This window comes from uncultured Sphingomonas sp., assembly GCF_936927845.1.
In the GTDB taxonomy this organism is placed as follows: domain Bacteria; phylum Pseudomonadota; class Alphaproteobacteria; order Sphingomonadales; family Sphingomonadaceae; genus Sphingomonas.
This window is the reverse complement of the sequence record NZ_CAKZHV010000004.1, coordinates 78330-96367: the sequence shown is the minus strand read 5'-3', so window position 1 is coordinate 96367 and position 18038 is coordinate 78330. Positions and strand designations below refer to the sequence as shown.

The following is an 18038-nucleotide window of genomic DNA, read 5'->3' as shown; positions in this document are numbered from 1 at the left end:
GGACGATCCAGAACGACATCCTCAAGGAGTTCATGGTCCGCAACACCTACATCTACCCGCCCGAGCCGAGTATGCGGATCATTTCGGACATCTTCGGCTACACCAGCCGCGAGATGCCGAAGTTCAACTCGATCTCGATTTCCGGCTATCACATGCAGGAAGCCGGCGCGACGCAGGTGCAGGAGCTCGCCTTCACCATCGCCGACGGCATGGAGTACGTGAAATACGGCGTCGCGAGCGGGCTCGACATCGACAAGTTCGCCGGGCGGCTGAGCTTCTTCTTCGCGATCGGCATGAACTTCTTCATGGAGATTGCGAAGCTGCGCGCGGCGCGCGTGCTGTGGCACCGCGTGATGACCAATTTGGGCGCGCGTGACGAGCGCTCAAAGATGCTGCGGACGCACTGCCAGACCTCGGGCGTGTCGCTGACCGAGCAGGACCCGTACAACAACGTCATGCGCACCACGATCGAGGCGATGGCGGCGATGCTGGGCGGCACGCAGTCGCTCCACACCAACGCGCTCGACGAGGCGATTGCGCTGCCGACCGATTTTTCCGCCCGGATCGCGCGCAACACGCAGCTGGTGATCCAGGAGGAAACCGGCATGACGAACGTCGTCGATCCGCTGGGCGGCAGCTACTACGTCGAGGCGCTGACCAAGGACCTGGTCGACCGCGCCTGGGCGATCATCGAGCGTGTCGAAGCCGAGGGCGGGATGGCGAAGGCGGTCGCGGCGGGCTGGCCCAAGGCGATGATCGAGGAAGCCTCCGCCGCGCGCGCGGCGCGGGTCGACCGCGGTGAGGACGTGATCGTCGGCGTCAACAAATACCGCAAGGAGAATGAGGACCCGATCGAGATCCTAGACGTCGACAATCACGCGGTGCGCGAGGCGCAGATCCGCCGCATCAACGCGATGAAGGCGAAGCGCGACGAGGCGGCTTGCCGGTCGGCGCTCGACGCGTTGCGTGAGGGGGCGCGGGGGAACGGCAACCTGCTGGAACTCGCGGTGGAATGCGCCCGCGCCCGTGCGACTTTGGGCGAGATTTCCTCGGCGATGGAGGATGTGTTCGGCCGCTTCGGCACGCAACCCACGCCGGTCAAGGGCATTTACGGCGGTGCATACGACGGGGATGCGGCCTGGATTCGGTTGGAAGAAGGGGTGGCAGCGACCGAGCGGCGGCTGGGTCGCAAACCCCGAATGCTCGTTGCCAAGATGGGTCAGGACGGCCACGACCGCGGCGCGAACCTCGTGTCGTCGATGTTCGGCGATCTGGGTTTCGAGATCGTGCCCGGGCCTTTGTTCCAGACGCCAAAGGAGGCAAGCGAGCTGGCGCTCGAGAAGGACGTTGACGTCGTCGGCGCCTCCAGCCTCGCGGCGGGGCACAAGACGCTGATCCCCGAATTGATCGGCCATTTGCGCGACGCGGGGCGCGCCGACATCAAGGTGATCGCCGGCGGCGTCATCCCGGCGCAGGACTATCAGGCGCTGCGCGACGCGGGAGTCCAGGCGATCTTCGGCCCGGGCACCAATCTAATCGCGGCGGCGCAGGAAGTGCTCCGCCTGCTCGGCCACAACATGCCGCCGATGAGCGAGGCAGCGGAATGAAAGCGACCATCCTGATCGCGGGCGCGCTGCTCGCGAGCGCGTTGTCACAGCCGGCTGCGGCGCAGTCGGCGAGCGACTATCAGGCCGCCGACGCGCAGCTGAACGCGGCGTATCGGACCGCGATGGCGCGGATGAAGCAGCTTGATCGCGGCTCCAAGCCCGCGAACCTGCCACCCGCCGAGCGTGCCGGACCCAGCTACAGCCAGGCGCTGCTCACCAGCCAGCGCGCATGGATCGCCTATCGTGATGCCAATTGCCGCGTGTTCTCGTACGAATATCGCGGCGGGTCGGCTCAGGGGCTGTCCAACCGTGTCTGCCTGATCCGCTTCACTCGCGCGCGCACCGCCGAACTGCGGCTGCTGCAATCGGTGTTCGCCCCCAAATGACCGAGACCCGCATGACGACCCGAACCGATTGGACGCGTGACGAGATCGCTGCGCTGTTTGACCTACCGTTCACCGAGTTGGTGTTCCGCGCCGCGGAGGTGCACCGCGCGCACCACGACGCAGGGGCGGTGCAATTGTCGACATTGTTGTCGATCAAGACCGGCGGCTGCCCCGAGGATTGCGGCTATTGCTCGCAATCGGTGGCGGCCGACAGCGGGGTCAAGGCGACCAAGCTGATGGACGTGCGCCAGGTGCTGCAATCCGCCGCGCAGGCGAAAGATGCAGGGTCGACGCGCTTCTGCATGGGCGCGGCGTGGCGCAATCCCAAGGATCGCGACATGCCCGCAGTGCTTGAGATGGTGCGGGGCGTGCGCGCGATGGGGCTGGAGACGTGCATGACGCTCGGCATGCTGACGCCGGCGCAAGCCGCGATGCTGGGCCAGGCCGGGCTCGACTATTACAACCACAATATCGACACCTCGCCTGAGCGTTACGGCGAGGTCATCACGACGCGCAGCTTCGACGAGCGGCTCGACACGCTGTCGCACGTGCGCGACGCAGGCATCAACGTGTGCTGCGGCGGGATCGTCGGGATGGGCGAGACTAGGCAAGACCGGGTCGGCTTCATCCACGCGCTCGCCACCTTGCCCGAGCACCCCGGCAGCGTGCCGATCAACGCGTTGGTGCCGGTCAAGGGTACGGTGCTGGGCGACATGCTCGCCGACACGCCGCTCGCCAAAATCGATGACATCGAGTTCGTCCGCACCGTCGCGGTCGCGCGCATTACGATGCCGGAGAGCATGGTGCGCCTTTCCGCAGGGCGAGAGAGCATGAGCGAGGTGACGCAGGCGCTGTGCTTTATGGCGGGCGCGAACTCGATCTTCACCGGCGACAAGCTGCTCACCGCCGCCAACGCAGGTGACGACCGCGATGCGGCGCTGTTCGACAAGCTCGGACTGCGCGCGATGGCGGCGGAAAGCCGGATGGTGGAAGCGGCGGAGTGAATTGGCGCAGGGTCATCGCTTTTGTTCTCTGGACGGCTGCGTTGCTCCTTCTTTTCTTCGTCGCCGCTGCTGTAACGGTCATAGGCGATTGTCCGGAACACGTTATCGTCGGATGGCAGGGTGGTAACGCTTGCAGTGAACATAAAAGATCGATGGGCTATATTCTACTGATTGGCTTCCCGCTTTTATGGTTGTTGGGATTGATCGGTATATTTCGACGTTGGAGCCGTTAATGTTCAAGAAGATACTGGTCGCCAACCGCGGCGAGATTGCGTGCCGGGTGTTCCGCACCGCCAAGAAGATGGGGATTGCGACCGTCGCGGTCTATTCGGATGCCGACGCGCTTAGCCCGCACGTGCTGATGGCAGACGAGGCGGTGCGGCTCGGGCCGGCACCCGCCGCGGAGAGCTATTTGAAGGCCGAGTTGATCCTGCTCGCCGCCAAGGAGACGGGCGCGGACTGCATCCACCCGGGCTACGGTTTCCTGTCGGAGCGCGAGAGCTTCGCGCGCGCCTGCGCCGAGGCTGGCATCGCCTTCGTCGGCCCGCCGCCCAACGCGATCGCGGCGATGGGCGACAAGATCGAGTCGAAGAAGCTGGCGAAGGAAGCCGGCGTCAACGTCGTGCCAGGCTTTCTGGGCGAGATCGCCGACACCGACGACGCGGTGCGCATCGCGGGTGAGATCGGCTATCCGGTGATGATGAAGGCATCGGCCGGCGGCGGCGGCAAGGGGATGCGGCTGGCGTACAGCGAGCAGGACGTGCGCGAAGGCTTCGAGGCGACCAAGCGCGAGGGGCTGGCGAGCTTCGGCGACGACCGCGTGTTCATCGAGAAGTTCATCGAGAGCCCGCGCCACATCGAGATTCAGGTGCTGGGCGACCAGCACGGTAACGTCGTGTACCTGAACGAGCGCGAATGCTCGGTGCAGCGTCGCCACCAGAAGGTGGTCGAGGAAGCACCGTCGCCGTTCGTCTCCCCCGAGATGCGCTGCGCGATGGGCGAGCAGGCGGTCGCGCTCGCCAAGGCGGTCGGCTACTACAGCGCGGGCACGGTCGAGCTGATCGTGTCGGGCGCGGACACGACGGGGCAGGGGTTCTATTTCCTCGAGATGAACACCCGGCTGCAGGTCGAGCACCCGGTCACCGAGGAGATCACCGGGCTGGATCTGGTCGAGCAGATGATCCGGGTTGCGGCGGGCGAGCCGCTTTCATTCGCGCAGGCGGATCTGAAGATCAACGGCTGGTCGGTCGAGAACCGCGTCTATGCCGAGGATCCGTATCGCGGCTTCCTGCCCTCGATCGGGCGGCTGGTGCGCTACCGCACGCCCGCGGCCGATCAGCGGCAGGCGCCGTTCGGTGACGACGAGGGTGCGCCGGGCGTACGCGTCGACGACGGCGTGCGCGAGGGCGGCGAGGTCAGCATGTTCTACGACCCCATGATCGCGAAGCTGGTCACCTGGGCGCCGACGCGTGCGGAAGCGATCGATAAGCAGATCGCGGCACTCGACGCGTTCGAGATCGAAGGGCCGGGCACCAATCTCGATTTCCTCTCCGCGCTGATGCAGCACCCGCGCTTCCGCTCGGGCGAGATCACGACCGGGTTCATTGCGGAGGAATATCCCGACGGTTTCCACGGTGCGCCGGCGGGCGACGAGGTGGTGCGCGCGCTCGCGGCGGCGGCGGGGTTCGCCGCGACCGCCGAGGCCGACCGCGCGCGGCAGGTCGACGGGCAATTGGGCAACCAGCTCGACGCGCCGGTCGACTGGGTGGTGCGCGTCGGCAAGGCCGATCACCGCGTCTTGGTTGGCGACGATCATGTCGTGGTCGATGGTACGCCGATCGCGGGCGATATCGGCTATGATGCCGGCGCGCGGGTGGTGACGGTCGGCGGCGATGCGCCACTATCGGTCAAGCTCCGACGGACACGGACCGGCTTCGTGCTCAACGCGCGCGGGGCAACGCACAAGGTGCGCGTGCTGCCCGCGCACGTCGCCCCTTACGCGCAGCATTTGATCGAGAAGGTACCGCCCGACCTGTCCAAATTCCTGATCGCGCCGATGCCGGGGCTGCTGGTGCGACTGGACGTGCGCGAGGGCGACCGCGTCGAGGCTGGGCAACCGCTCGCCGTGGTCGAGGCGATGAAGATGGAGAACATCCTGCGCGCCGAGAAATCGGCGGTGGTGAAGACCGTCAATGCCGCCGCGGGCGAGAGCCTGCAGGTCGATCAGGTGATCATGGAACTGGAATAAGCGAGGAGGGCGGGCCGGCATGCTGCCGGCCCGTCGTCATTCGTGGCGAAGCGCGTCGATTGGGTTGAGCGCGGCCGCGCGGCGCGCGGGGAAATAGCCGAACACGACCCCGATCACCGCCGAGATGCCGAACGCGATCGCGTTGATCTCGGGCACGAACAGGTATGGCAACCCGCCTAGCGCCGACAGTGCGCCGATCGCCACCTGCGCCAGCAGCAGTCCGATGACGCCGCCCAGCATCGACAGCACGACCGCCTCGACCAGGAATTGCAGCAGCACCTCGCTCGCCACTGCGCCGATCGCGAGGCGGATGCCGATCTCGCGCGTCCGCTCGGTTACCGACACCAGCATGATGTTCATGATGCCGATCCCGCCGACGACGAGGCTGATTCCGGCGACCGCGGTGACGATGCGGGTCAGCAGCGTCGTGGTGCTCGAAAGCGTGTCGCTGATCTGCTTGGTGTCGAAGATGTTGAAATCATCGTCCTTGCCCGTTGTGATGTTGCGGCGTTCGCGCAGCAGATCGGTGATCCCCGCCTGCACGGTGGCGGTTGAATAGGCCTGGTCGACGCCGACCAGCATCAGGCGGATGTCGCGCGTGCCGGTGAAGCGGCGCTGCACCGTCTTGATCGGCATGATGACGACGTCGTCCTGATCGCCGCCGAACCCGGCCTGACCGCGCGTCGACAGCACCCCGATGACGTCGCAACTGACCGCCCCGACGCGAAAGCGCTGCCCTACCGCGCGCCCGGTGCGGAACAGGTTCTGGCGCACGGTATTGCCGATCACGCAGACCGCCTTGCCCGCTGACTCCTCCTGCGGCGTCCAGAGACGGCCCGAGGCGAGCGGCCACGGCTGGACCTGAAAATAGGCCGCGGTGGTGCCGTTGATCGTCGTCGACCAGTTCGCACCCTCGTAGATCGCGGTCGCGGTCGATTGCGCTTGTGGGGCGACCGCGGAGACGCCCGCGATCTGGTTGGCGATCGCCTCAACATCCTCGGGTTTGAAGTCGGGGGGACGCGGACCACCGCCACCGCGGCCGAAACCCTGTCCGGGGCGAACCTGGAGAATGTTGGTGCCGAGCGACGAAATGTTCTGCTGCACCTGCGCGGTGGTCGCCTTGCCTAGCGTCACCATGGTCACCACCGCCGCCACGCCGATGATGATGCCGAGCGTGGTGAGGAACGAGCGGAGCAGGTGCCGCCGAATCGAGCGCAGCGCGAGAACGAAGGTGGTGCCGAGCATCAGGCGTCCGCCTCGACCGGTTGACCCTGGTGATGGTTGCGCTCGATCCGCTCGACCAGCCCGTCCTTGAAGTGGATCACCGTGCGCGCGAACGCCGCCATGTCGGGCTCGTGCGTCACCATCAGCACGGTGATGCCGCCGCGGTTGAGGTCGGTGAGCAATTCCATGATCTCGACCGAGCGTTCGGAATCGAGGTTGCCGGTCGGCTCGTCGGCGAGCAGCACGTCGGGCTGCGTCACGATCGCACGCGCGATCGCGACGCGCTGCTGCTGCCCACCTGACAATTCGGCGGGCGTGTGATCCCACCAGCGGTCCAGCCCAACCTTTTCCAGCGCCGCCATCGACAGTTCGCGCCGCGCCTTCTTCTCATCGCCGCGGTAGAGCAGCGGCAATTCGACATTCTCGAGCGCGGTGGTGCGGCTGAGCAGGTTGAATCCCTGGAACACGAAGCCGAGATAGCGCCGCCTCAGCAACGCGCGCTGATCACGGTTCAACGTCTCGACATGGTGGCCGCGGAACAGGAAGGTGCCGCCTGAGGGTACGTCGAGACAGCCGAGAATGTTCATCGTCGTCGACTTGCCCGATCCCGATGGGCCCATCACCGCGACGAAATCGCCCGCCATGATGTCTAGGTCGACGCCCTTCAGCGCTTGGAACGCGGTGCCGCCCTCGCCGTAGCTCTTGGTGACGCCGCGTAGCGCGATCAGCGCGTCGGCACCGCCTGGCGATGAGGCCGCGGCGGCGTTACTGGCCACCGCCGCCACCCCCGCGCCGACCGCCACCGCCGCCGCTACCGCCACCACGACGCCCGCCGCCGCCGCTGCCCGCGTCGTCACCACCGGCAAGCTGCCCGGTGATCACCTGCATTCCCGGCTTGAGCGGACCCGATAGCACTTCGGTCATCGTGCCGTTGGTGTCGCCGGTCGTCACCTGGATCGCGCGCGGCTTGCCGTCCGTGCCCTTGACGTAGAGCGTCTGCACGGCCCCGCGTCCAACGGTCGCGGTCCGCTCGGGCCGGCCGCCGCGGCGCGGACGGAAGGTGAGCGAGCCGGCGATCCCGCCGCCATTGTCGTCGCCGCCCGCGGTCTGCGGCTTGAAGCGGAACGCGGCATTGGGGACGAGCAGCGCGTTGCTCTTGTCCGAGGTGACGATGTCGGCAGTCGCGGTCATGCCGGGGCGCAATTGCAGCGTCGGGTTCTCGACCGTCAGATCGGCGGCGTAGGACACGACCTGCCCGGTCGTGCTGGTGGTCGCGGTGCTCGACGACGACGAGGCGGTCGCGTTGCTGACCGTCAGGTTGGAGCCGAGGTCGACGCGCGTGATCGTCGCGGGGAAGGTCTTTCCCGGAAAGGCGTCAACGGTGAAGCTCGCGCGCTGCCCGACCTTTACCGATCCGACGTCGGCCTCGTCGATCGCGACCTCCAGCTTCATCTTGCTCAGGTCCTCCGCGATCACGAACAGCGTCGGCGTGTTGAACGAGGCGGCGACCGTCTGACCCGGATCGACCTGCCGCGCGAGCACGACGCCGTTGACGGGCGAGCGGATGATCGCGCGTGCGCGCTGCGTCTGGCTCTGCGCCAGCGTTGCCTGCGAAGCGACAACGTTCGCCTGCGCGACCCTCAGCGCGGCGACCGCGCGCTGGTAGTCAGCGCGGCCGGTCTGGAGCTCGGTTGCCGAGGGGACGCGGCCGTTCGACAATTTGTACACCTGCTCCAGTCGCGCGCGCTGCGCCTGGCTCTCGGCGACGGTCGCCTGCGCCTGACGAACCTGTGCCTGATTGGCGGCGATCTGCGCCTGTTGCTGGCGGATCTGGTCCTCGATCTGCTCGGGGTCGATCAGCGCGAGCGGTTGGCCGGCGGTCACGCGGTCGTTGACGTTGACCACTACCTTGGTGACGAGGCCAGAGAGCTGCGAGCCGACGGTCACCTGGTTGGTCGGCGCAAGCTTGCCCGTCGCCGACACGCTGACGGTCAGATTGCCGCGCTCGACCGGCGCGGTCGCGTAATCGGTCGCCTTTGCACCGCCGAAGACGAGCCGCTGCACCAGAAGCGCGAGCAGCACGACGCCGAGTGCGACCAGGCCCCATTTGAGCCACTTGCGCCATTTCGGCTGCGGCTTCTGACCCAGAAATTCGTCGAGGTTCTGGTCGGCCATCAGCGGGTCTCTCGGGCAGCGGGCTGTTGGGATGCGGGCGCCTGGGTTTGGGGGGCAGGCGCCGTCGGGGTCACGTCGGGGTTCCAGCCGCCGCCCAGCGCACCGAACAACTGGATCAGCGCGGTCGCCTGATCCGCGCGCGCCTGTGCCTCGCTGTTGCGCGCGGATAACAGGTTCGCTTCCTGCTGCGACAGCGTGGTGAAATCGGTCAGCCCGCTGCGATATTGCAGCCGCGACAAGAGCGCCGCGTTGTTGGCGGCGTCGAGCTGTGTCGCGAACTCGCGCCCACGCCGGCGGGCAGTGTCGAGCGCGACGACCGCATTCTCCACGTCCTCGAGCGCGAGCAGCACGTTCCCCTTGTACGCGGCGAGCGCGGCGTCGGCCGCGGCCTCGTTGCTGCGCACTTGGGCCGACAACCGCCCGCCATTGAAGATCGCCTGCGTCAGTCCGGCGAACAGCCCGCCGGTGATCGTGCCGAGCAGCCCGCCGACATTCCCCGCATTGGTGTTGATGTTGCCGCTGATCGCGAGTGCGGGGTAGAGTGCTGCTTTGGCAACGCCGATCTGCGCGGTGGCGGCGGCGAGCGTCCGCTCGGCCGCGCGCACGTCGGGGCGCTGGCGCAGCACGTCGGCGGGGATGCCGGCTCCGACGACGCGCGGCCCGGTCGGGATCGGGCGGGCCGCGCTGAGCAATGGCTTGAGCGCCCCCGGGGCCTGCGCCGTCAGCACGCCGAGGCGTGACACGGCGGCGTTATATTGCTGCTCGAACGCGGGGATCGTTGCCGCGGTCGCGGCACGCTGGCTTCGCGCCTGTTCCTGGTCGAGACTGGAGACGAGCCCGGCCTGGACGCGGAAGCCCGCGATCTCGAGATTGTCGTCCTGTAACGCCAAGCTAGCGCGCGCATTGGCGAGTTGCGCCTGATAGAGCCGCGCCAGCACGTAGTTGCGCGCAACCTCCTGCTGCACCGAGAGCAGCGTGGTCGCGTAATCGAAGCCGGACGCTTCGTACTGCGCGCGCGTCGCCTCGACGGTGCGACGCACCTCGCCGAACAGGCCGAGCTGATATTGCGCGTCGAGCCCGAGCGAGAAGTTTGAGCCGCCGCCCCCGCCGACGTTCTGCACGGTGCCGTCGGGCAGCGTCACCGACTGCCCGCCGCCCCGGAACGTTTCCGACCGGCTGTATCCGCCCGAGCCGTTCAACGTGGGGAGCAGGTTGGCGCGGCTCTGCACCAGCGCCTCGCGTGCCTGCCGCAGTCGCGCGAGCCCCTGCGCGACGTCGGTGTTGGCGGCGCTCGCCTGCTCGACCAATTGGCCGAGCACCGGATCGTCGAAGCGCGTCCACCAATGCGTCAGATCCTCGCGCGTCGGCGCGGCGGTGACCGAATAACGGTCGGGCACACCCAGCTCGGCGGCGGAGCGCGGCGCGTAATCGGGACCGACCGTGCACCCGGCGAGCGCAACGGCGGAAAGGAGCGAGAGGCGCAGGCGCGTCATGGTGGTGGAGATGGCCAACACACCGCGCGGCGTCCAGCGCTTTTGTGTCGCAAATTGTAGGCGCGACCCCGCCGTGCCGGCGGGCGGTGCAGCTAAGGATGCACGGGCCTACACGGCCGTCAGCGCTCAGGCGCTGGCCGACGACGCGGGATTAACTCTCGCGTTCCCCGCGGCTACGCACCACGGCGCTTGACCCTCAACCATCCGCATGTCGCCGCGCGCCCGGCAGCGTCAGTGCCTCCGGCGCGTGAACCAGCGCGCGCAGATGCTCCAGTTCTTCGGGCGTGTCGACGTCGATCAACTCGGCGGCATTGGTGACGACGTGACGACCGGCGCGGATCAGGTCGCGCGCGCCCTGGTCGCCCGACAACGCGCACAACGTGTCGAAATGCGCAAGTGCGAACAGGGCGGGCGGCTTCGGGCTGACGCCGTCGCTCGATGCCACCACCGCGTCGGCCGAGTCCGCGGCGTCGAGCAGGCGATAAATGTGTGACGCGGTGACCCGCGGCATGTCGGCGAGCGCGAGCAGCACCGCTCTTGCTCCCTGCGCCTTGGCGCAGGCGACGCCCAGCCGCACCGACGACGCCATGTCGCCGACCGGATCGTCGTTGTTCATGACGCGGAAGCCGTGCGGCGCATAATTGATCGTGCAGCGCGGTGAGGTAACCGCGACACGCTCCTTGAACGGGATCGCTTCCAGCGCGACCGCGACGTGCAGGCCGAGCGGGCGGGCGAGGAATGGCTCGTTCAGCTTGCTGCCGACATCGCCGAAGCGTGCCGACTTGCCGGCGGCCAGCAGGACGAGGACGATGTCCTCCGCCGCGATCACGCGAGCACCGCCTCCGCCGCGCAATCGGTCATGGTGTCGGACGCGGGTGCGGGCAGGTGGAATGCGCGCACCATCGCCGCGGCGATCGACAGCGCGATCTCCGCCGGGCCGATCGCGCCGATGTCGATGCCGACGGGACCGTCGATGCGCTCGATATGCGCTTCGCTCAACCCCGCCGCCGCCATCCGCTCGCGGCGGGCGGCGTGACTCTTGCGGCTGCCGAGCGCGCCGACATAGGCGGCGTTGGTCTTGAGCGCCGCGATCAGCGCGGGGTCGTCGATCTTGGTATCGTGGCTGAGCGTCACCACCGCGGTCGACGGACCCGGGCGATATGCCTCGACCGCCTCGTCGGGCCAGCGATCGTCGAGCGTGACGTTCGGGAAACGCTCCTCGGTGAGGAACCGCCCCCGCGGATCGATCACCACCACCTCGATCCCCAGCGTTGCGGCGAGCGCGGCGAGGCTCTGCGCGATCTGCACCGCGCCCACGATTAGCAACCGACGCGGCGGTGCGTAGCGGTTGGCGAATACCTCACCTGTTTCGACCGGGCGCAGGTCGCTGTGCCCGGTCGTCAGGTCCGTCGTCACCGTCACACCCTGGCCGCTGTCGCGCGCCTCGGCGATGCGGTCGAACAATTCGGGGTCGAACCCCTCGGCCGAGACGGGCTGGACCATGACGCTGATCTGCCCGCCGCACGGCAGCCCGACCTCCCACGCGCTGTCGTCGGCGACGCCGTAGGTCTTCACCTGGAACGGCGCACCCGCGATCACCTGCGCCGCGGTGTCGAGGATGTCGCCCTCGACGCATCCGCCCGACACCGATCCTTCAAACCGGCCGTCGGCGTGCACCAGCATGTGACTGCCCTTGGGCCGGGGTGCGGAGCCCCAGGTCGAGATGACGGTGGCAAGCGCCAACGGCTCGCCCTTCCAGGCGTGGGCGGCGGCGAAGACGGAATCGTTGTCGGCCATATTGGTTCTCGTCTTGTCAGACCGGCGGCAGGCCGGCGAGCAGGGTGTCGAGCGTCGCGGGCACGTCGCGCACGCGCACGCCCGTCGCATTGTGGATCGCGTTGATGACCGCCGCGCCCGCGCCCGAGATGCCGAGCTCGCCGACGCCTTTCGCGCCGACCTGGTTGGCGGCGTCGTCGATCTCCTCGATGAAGTGCACCTCGATTTGCGGCACGTCGGCGTTCACCGCGACGTGATACTCGCCGAAATCGGGATTGACGAAGCGGCCGCTGCGCGTGTCGACCACCGCAGCCTCACCCAGCGCGTAGCTGACGCCCCATACCATCCCGCCGACGATCTGGTTCGCCGCGGTTTTTTCGTTGAGCACACGCCCGACGTCGAACACGCCCAGCATCCGGCGCACGCGCACCTCACCCGTCACCGCATCGACCGCGACCTCGCAGAAATGCGCGCCGTGGCTCGCCTGGCTGGTGCGCTTCGCCTGTTGCCCCGGTGACGACTTGCCGCGTCCTTCGATCGGCTCACCGCGCGCGAGGTCGGCGAGCGGTACCTCGCGCCCGCCCGCCGCGACGCGACCGTCCTTCAGCACCAACTCGTCGGGCGCGGCGTTCATGCGGAGCGCCAGTTCGGCGAGCACGTCCTCGCACGCCAGCACCACCGCCGCGCACGCGCTGCCCGCGCCGAATGACCCGCCCGAGCCCGCGCTCTTGGGATATTTGGTATCGCCGATCCGCACGTCGACCTGGCTCGCCTCGACGCCCAGCACCTCGCCCGCGGTCTGCGCGAGGATCGTGTAGGTGCCGGTGCCGATGTCGGTCATGTCGGTTTCGACCGTCACGCGCCCATTCGGCTCCAACCGCACGTTCGCCGCCGCGGTCACGGTGAAGTTGCCGCGCAGCGCCGCCGCCATGCCGATACCGATCAGCCATTCGCCCTCCAGCGTGGTGCCGGGATCGGGCACGCGCTCGGGCCAGCCGAAGCGGCGTGCACCCTCGGCGTAACAATCGAGCAGGCGGCGGGTAGAGAAGGGCTTGGACGATGTCGGATCATACGCCGGCTCGTTGCGGCGGCGCAGCTCGATCGGATCGAGCCCTAGCTGCTCGGCGAGTTCGTCCATCGCGCACTCGATTGCGAAGGTGCCGATCGCCTCGCCTGGCGCGCGCACCGCGCCGGTCGGCGGCAGGTCGACGCGCGCCAGCGCGGTGCGGAACACGCGCGTGTCTCCGCTGTAGAGCGGGATTGAGCCGAACGGGATCGGCTCCAGGAACGCGGCATCGTCGTTCTGATACGCCACGCCCTCATGCGCGATCGCGCTGATGTAGCCGTCGTGGTCGCAGGCAATGCGGATACGCTGGCGTGTCTCGCTGCGGTGATGAACGAGGTAGGCGGTGTCGCGCCTGGGCAGCGCGACCTTGACCGGACGACCGAGTTTCTGCGCCGCAATCGCCGTGAGGATCACCTCGGGGCCGACCCCGGTCTTGCCGCCGAACCCGCCGCCAACGAAGGGGGCGAGCACGCGTACCTGATCGTCGCCGATCCCCAGCGCCTTGGCGATCGTGCCCTTGGCCGCGCCGATCACCTGGTTGCTCGACCGCACCGTCAGCCGGTCGCCCTCCCACCAGGCGGTGGTCGTATGCGGCTCAAGCGCGGCAGGGAAGTGCGCCGGCGTGGTATAGGTCGCATCGAAAGTAACCGGCGCGTCACGCATCGCAGCGTCGAGGTCGCCCTTGCTGATCGGCGGCAGAAAGCCGATCTCAGGTTTCTCGTCGACCGGCTCGGCCGCGAAGTCGTAGCGGCCCTCTCGTGCGTTCACCTCGACGCGTACCAGCATCGCCGCTTCGCGCGCGATCACCTGCGTTTCGGCGACGACGGCGGCGACGGGTTGGCCGGCGTAGAAAATCCGGCGCGTGCCCTGCTCGGCGAGGCGGTTCGAATTGCCTTCGCCCGCCATGATGCGCGGGTCGTCGTGGATCACCGCGAGCACACCGGGCAATGCCTCGGCGGCGCTCACATCGATCCCGGTGACCTCACCCGCACCGACCGGGGCACCGACCACCGCCAGATAAGCGGTACCCGCGGGTGCGTCCTCGTAGGCGTAATGCGCCGCGCCGGTGACCTTCAAGGGTCCCTCGATCCGCGGCAGCGGCGTGCCGAGCAATCCTTGAACCGCGCGCTTCAACCCGCCCGGCCGCTCAGCCGTATCAATCGCCTGTTCGGTCACCGTGACGCTCCCCGCTTGAACGCGGCCAATCTAGGGATTGCGCCGCGCAAGCGCCAGCGGGACGCCGGGTGATCGACCCGGCGCCCTGCGATCATCAGGCGTCGAACGGCAGTTGCTCGATGATCTTGTCGCAGGTGATCGGGAAGTCGCGCACGCGCACGCCAGTTGCATTGTAAATCGCGTTGGCGACCGCCGCGCCCGCGCCCGAGATGCCGAGCTCGCCGATCCCCTTGGCCTGGATGGGGTTGGCGTGAATGTCGCGTTCGTCGAGGAAGTGGACCTCCAGCTGCGGCACGTCGGCGTTCACGGGCACGTGATATTCCGCCATGTCGCGGTTGACGACCTTGCCGTTGCGCTCGTCGTGGATCAGCTTCTCGGTCAGCGCAGCGCCGATCCCGAAGGTCATGCCGCCCAGACACTGCGACCGCGCGGTTTTCTCGTTCAGGATGCGTCCGGCCGAGAACACGCCCAGCATCCGCTCGACCCGCACCTCACCCGTCACCGCATTGACCTTCACCGCGCAAAAATGCGCGCCGTAGCTGGCCTGGTGAAATTTCTTCTCCTGCTTGCCCGGCTCGATCTGCCCGATCACCGATAGGTTTTCCTCGATCAGCTCGGTGACCGGTACCGCGCGGTTCTGCGCGATCGCACGGCCGTCCTTGAGCGTCATCTCCTCGGCCGACACGCCCATCGCCTTGGCTAGCTTCTCGCGGATGCCCTCGCAGGCGAGATAGACCGACGAGCCCGACGAGCCGGCGCCCCACGAACCGCCCGATCCCGATGATGCCGGTGCCTTGCCGTCGCCCAGGTGGACGACGACCTTGTCCACTGGCAGCCCCAGCGTCTCGGCGGCGATCTGCGCCAGGATGGTGTAGGTGCCGGTGCCGATGTCGGTCATGTCGGTATCGATGATCGCGCGACCGTCGGTGGTCAGCGTCACCTTGGCAGCCGACTTCTGCAACTGGTTCGATCGCACCGCGGCCGACACGCCCATGCCGTACAGCCACTCACCGCGACGGTCGGTGCCCGCTGCTTTACGCTGCGACCATCCGAACAATTGCGCGCCCTGCTCCAGCGCAGGAATCATCTGCCGGCTGGAAAAGGGGATCTGCTTTTCTGGCTCCTGCGCGGGCTCGTTGCGGCGACGCAACTCGATCGGATCGATGCCGAGCTTCTCCGCCAGCTCGTCCATCGCGCATTCCAGACCCATCATGCCGACCGCCTCGCCCGGCGCACGCATCGAGCCCGCCGCGGTCAGGTTCATCGGGATCAGGTCATGATTGATCTCGCGGTTTTCGCCCCCGTAGATGAAGTGCGTGCCGACGCCGACCGGCTCCCAATATTGCTCGTACGGCGTGTTGGCGATTAGCGAATTGTGGCTGAGCGCGTCGATCTTACCGTTGGCGTCGGTGCCGAGCCGGATACGTTGCTCGGTGTTGGAGCGACGCACCGTCGCCTCGTACACCTGCTGCCGCGCGAGCACGATCTTGACCGGGCGACCGAGCTTCTTCGCCGCAACCGCCGCTGCGACGCTTTCGGGCGCGATGCCAAGTTTCGAACCAAATCCGCCGCCGACGTAGCGGGCGATGATCCGCACCTTGTCCGCCGACACGCCCAGCGCCTTGGCGAGCTGCTGCTGGTCGCTCGCCACCATCTGATACGCGCCGTGCAGGATCAGCGTGCCGTCACGCCATTCCGCGATCGAGGCGTGCGGCTCCATCGCGGTCGAGTTCTGGCTCGGCGTCGTATAGGTGACGTCTAGCTGTACCGGCGCGTCGTCGAACGCCTTGGCGAAATCGCCCTGCTTGCTGTGGCCGGGGATCTGGTCCTTCTTCGGCTCCTTACCCTGATCCTTGTGCGCGGCGAAGACGAAGTTGGCGTCTGCTTCTTTGTATCCGAGCCGCACCGCCGCCGCACCGTCGCGCGCGGCCTCGAACGTTTCGCCGACGACGACCGCGACCGGCTCGCCGAAATATTGCACATCCTGCACGCCCTGCGTCGGCGCATTCGTGTCGCCACCCTGGCCGGGGCTGCGGATGAACGTGTCATAGTCGACGATCACGTCGATGACGCCGGGCAGCGCGCGCGCCATGCTGTCGTCAATCTTGGTGATCTTGCCGCGGCCAAAAGTCGCGCGCACCAGCACGCCGTGGACGAGCCGTTCGGCCGGATATTCGGCCGCATAAGGCGCGCGTCCGGCGACCTTCAACGGACCCTCTACCCGGTTGATCGGCTTGCCGATCACGTCCTGCGCGCCGTCGTCGAGGAAACTCTTGGGACGAGGATCGTCCATCACGAGCGCGTTGGTCTCGGCGTCGTCGGACCCGAACAATTTGCCTAGGATGCTCATGCGGTCAAATCCCGTAAGGTCGCGATCAGCGTGCGCCGCGCGAGCGGTATCTTGAAATCGTTCGAGCCGTAGCCGCGCGCATCGGCGAGCAGCGCATCGGCCGCGGCCTCGAACGCCTCGGTCGACGGTGCGCGGCCGACGATCGCTGCCTCAACCGCCGGGTTGCGCCACGGCATCGGCCCGAGCCCGCCAAAGGCGAGCGCGGCCGAAGCGACGACACCGTCCTTCACCTCGACCACGCCCGCGACCGAGACGAGCGCGAAGGCGTAAGAGGCGCGGTCACGTACCTTGCGATAGACCTGCTTGCCGGCAGGCCGCGACGGCAGCTCGACGTGGGTGATGAGTTCACCCGCCTCCAGCACCGTCTCGATTTGCGGCGTGTCGCCGGGCAGGCGGTAGAAGTCATGGATCGAGATACGACGCTTGTCGCCGTCTGCCTTCTGCGTGACCACCGTGGCGTCGAGCGCGCGCATCGCCACCGCCATGTCGCTGGGATGCGTCGCGATACAATGCTCGCTGGTGCCGAGCACCGCGAGGATACGATTGAACCCGCCGATTGCGTCGCAACCCGACCCAGGCTCACGCTTGTTGCAGCGCGACGCGGTGTCGTAGAAATAATAGCAGCGCGTTCGCTGGAGCAGGTTGCCGCCGGTCGACGCCTTGTTGCGGAGCTGCCCCGACGCGCCCGCGAGCAGCGCGCGGCTGAGCACTTCATATTTCTCGACTACACGCCGGTCGGCGGCGAGATCGCTGTTGGGCACCAGCGCGCCAATCGTCAGCCCGCCGTCGTCGCGCTCTTCGATCGTATTGAGGTCGAGCCGGCTGATGTCGACCAGCCGTTCGGGCGTCTCGACCTGCAGCTTCATCAAATCGAGCAGGTTGGTGCCACCCGCGATGAAGCGGCCGTTCGCGTGGGTTGCTGCCTCGATCGTGTCGGCGCGGCGGTAGTCGAAGGTCTTCATGCCGACACCTTCTCTTGCGCGGGTTGCTCGCTCGCGGTGCGCGGGGCAGGCTTGATCGCCTGCTCGCCCGACTGACCCGCGACTTCGCGGATCGCGTCGACGATATTGGGGTAGGCAGCGCAGCGGCAGATATTGCCGCTCATCCGCTCGCTGATCTCCGCGTCGGAGAGCGACACCTCGCCCAGATCGCCGGTGACGTGGCTGGCCCAGCCTTTCTTGACCTCGTCGAGCATGCCGACTGCGGAGCAGATCTGCCCGGGCGTGCAGTAACCGCACTGGTAACCGTCGTGCGATACGAACGCGGCCTGCATCGGGTGAAGGTTCTCCACCGTGCCCAGACCCTCGATCGTCACGATCTCGTCATCCTGATGCATCACGGCGAGCGACAGGCAGGAGTTGATGCGCCGCCCGTTGACCAGCATCGTGCACGCCCCGCACTGACCGTGGTCGCAGCCTTTTTTGCTGCCGGTCAGTCCCAGGTGCTCGCGACACAGGTCGAGAAGCGAGGTGCGGACATCGACATCCGCTTCGTAGGTTTTTTGATTGATGGTGAAGCGCATGATCCGCCTTT

Annotated in this window: 14 protein-coding genes; 4 read left to right on the top strand and 10 right to left on the bottom strand. The window is 67.5% G+C overall.

Annotation, left to right across the window (positions count from 1 at the left end; translation table 11 throughout):
• The 4 genes from scpA to Q0579_RS01685 all read left to right on the top strand — a co-directional run.
• Positions 1-1607, top strand: a 1607-nt coding sequence (gene scpA / locus Q0579_RS01700; RefSeq protein WP_298808494.1) for a methylmalonyl-CoA mutase, incomplete at its 5' end; no start/stop codon positions are given.
• Complete coding sequence (locus Q0579_RS01695) at positions 1604-1993, top strand: lysozyme inhibitor LprI family protein (RefSeq protein WP_298808492.1); 390 nt, start codon at positions 1604-1606, stop codon at positions 1991-1993. The genes scpA and Q0579_RS01695, both read left to right, overlap by 4 nt.
• 11 nt (positions 1994-2004) lie before the next feature.
• Complete coding sequence (bioB, locus tag Q0579_RS01690; protein ID WP_298808490.1) at positions 2005-2997, top strand: biotin synthase BioB; 993 nt, start codon at positions 2005-2007, stop codon at positions 2995-2997.
• 232 nt (positions 2998-3229) lie between these two features.
• The gene (locus Q0579_RS01685) at positions 3230-5245 is read left to right on the top strand and encodes an acetyl/propionyl/methylcrotonyl-CoA carboxylase subunit alpha (RefSeq protein ID WP_298808488.1); all 2016 of its coding nucleotides are present in this window, start codon (positions 3230-3232) and stop codon (positions 5243-5245) included.
• Positions 5246-5281: 36 nt separating this feature from the next.
• On the opposite strand, the gene Q0579_RS01680 is transcribed toward Q0579_RS01685, so the two are convergent.
• The 10 genes from Q0579_RS01680 to Q0579_RS01635 all read right to left on the bottom strand — a co-directional run bounded on the left by Q0579_RS01680 (position 5282) and on the right by Q0579_RS01635 (position 18027).
• Positions 5282-6490 carry an ABC transporter permease gene (locus Q0579_RS01680; protein WP_298808486.1) on the bottom strand — a complete coding sequence of 403 codons (1209 nt, stop codon included), beginning with the start codon at positions 6488-6490 and terminating at the stop codon, positions 5282-5284.
• Positions 6490-7245 (bottom strand): ABC transporter ATP-binding protein, encoded by a 756-nt coding sequence (locus Q0579_RS01675; RefSeq protein ID WP_298808508.1) that lies wholly within the window; start codon positions 7243-7245, stop codon positions 6490-6492. Before Q0579_RS01675 ends, Q0579_RS01680 begins: the two co-directional genes overlap by 1 nt.
• Positions 7235-8644, bottom strand: coding sequence for an efflux RND transporter periplasmic adaptor subunit (locus Q0579_RS01670; RefSeq protein WP_298808484.1), 1410 nt, complete (start codon positions 8642-8644; stop codon positions 7235-7237). The genes Q0579_RS01675 and Q0579_RS01670 overlap by 11 nt, the downstream gene beginning before the upstream one ends.
• Positions 8644-10137, bottom strand: coding sequence for an efflux transporter outer membrane subunit (locus tag Q0579_RS01665; RefSeq protein ID WP_298808505.1), 1494 nt, complete (start codon positions 10135-10137; stop codon positions 8644-8646). Before Q0579_RS01665 ends, Q0579_RS01670 begins: the two co-directional genes overlap by 1 nt.
• Positions 10138-10333: 196 nt before the next feature.
• Complete coding sequence (locus Q0579_RS01660) at positions 10334-10966, bottom strand: NTP transferase domain-containing protein (protein WP_298808482.1); 633 nt, start codon at positions 10964-10966, stop codon at positions 10334-10336.
• Positions 10963-11934 carry an XdhC family protein gene (locus Q0579_RS01655; RefSeq protein ID WP_298808480.1) on the bottom strand — a complete coding sequence of 324 codons (972 nt, stop codon included), beginning with the start codon at positions 11932-11934 and terminating at the stop codon, positions 10963-10965. Before Q0579_RS01655 ends, Q0579_RS01660 begins: the two co-directional genes overlap by 4 nt.
• Before the next feature lie 16 nt (positions 11935-11950).
• The gene (locus tag Q0579_RS01650; protein ID WP_298808478.1) at positions 11951-14155 is read right to left on the bottom strand and encodes a xanthine dehydrogenase family protein molybdopterin-binding subunit; all 2205 of its coding nucleotides are present in this window, start codon (positions 14153-14155) and stop codon (positions 11951-11953) included.
• Between the two features lie 94 nt (positions 14156-14249).
• Positions 14250-16505 (bottom strand): xanthine dehydrogenase family protein molybdopterin-binding subunit, encoded by a 2256-nt coding sequence (locus tag Q0579_RS01645; RefSeq protein WP_298808476.1) that lies wholly within the window; start codon positions 16503-16505, stop codon positions 14250-14252.
• The gene (locus tag Q0579_RS01640; protein WP_298808475.1) at positions 16502-17467 is read right to left on the bottom strand and encodes a xanthine dehydrogenase family protein subunit M; all 966 of its coding nucleotides are present in this window, start codon (positions 17465-17467) and stop codon (positions 16502-16504) included. The genes Q0579_RS01645 and Q0579_RS01640 overlap by 4 nt, the downstream gene beginning before the upstream one ends.
• Positions 17464-18027, bottom strand: a complete 564-nt coding sequence (locus Q0579_RS01635) for a 2Fe-2S iron-sulfur cluster-binding protein (RefSeq protein ID WP_298808474.1) — start codon at positions 18025-18027, stop codon at positions 17464-17466. Before Q0579_RS01635 ends, Q0579_RS01640 begins: the two co-directional genes overlap by 4 nt.
• Between the last annotated feature and the right edge of the window lie 11 nt (positions 18028-18038).

Excerpts from the sequence above, each read along its gene's own strand:
- Q0579_RS01655 (WP_298808480.1), bottom strand. The coding sequence starts at position 11,934 with ATGGCCGACAACGATTCCGTCTTCGCCGCCGCCCACGCCTGGAAGGGC.
- Q0579_RS01685 (WP_298808488.1), top strand. The coding sequence starts at position 3,230 with ATGTTCAAGAAGATACTGGTCGCCAACCGCGGCGAGATTGCGTGCCGG.
- Q0579_RS01640 (WP_298808475.1), bottom strand. The coding sequence starts at position 17,467 with ATGAAGACCTTCGACTACCGCCGCGCCGACACGATCGAGGCAGCAACC.
- Q0579_RS01670 (WP_298808484.1), bottom strand. The coding sequence starts at position 8,644 with ATGGCCGACCAGAACCTCGACGAATTTCTGGGTCAGAAGCCGCAGCCG.
- bioB (WP_298808490.1), top strand. The coding sequence starts at position 2,005 with ATGACGACCCGAACCGATTGGACGCGTGACGAGATCGCTGCGCTGTTT.
- Q0579_RS01635 (WP_298808474.1), bottom strand. The coding sequence starts at position 18,027 with ATGCGCTTCACCATCAATCAAAAAACCTACGAAGCGGATGTCGATGTC.
- Q0579_RS01665 (WP_298808505.1), bottom strand. The coding sequence starts at position 10,137 with ATGACGCGCCTGCGCCTCTCGCTCCTTTCCGCCGTTGCGCTCGCCGGG.
- Q0579_RS01645 (WP_298808476.1), bottom strand. The coding sequence starts at position 16,505 with ATGAGCATCCTAGGCAAATTGTTCGGGTCCGACGACGCCGAGACCAAC.
- Q0579_RS01695 (WP_298808492.1), top strand. The coding sequence starts at position 1,604 with ATGAAAGCGACCATCCTGATCGCGGGCGCGCTGCTCGCGAGCGCGTTG.
- Q0579_RS01680 (WP_298808486.1), bottom strand. The coding sequence starts at position 6,490 with ATGCTCGGCACCACCTTCGTTCTCGCGCTGCGCTCGATTCGGCGGCAC.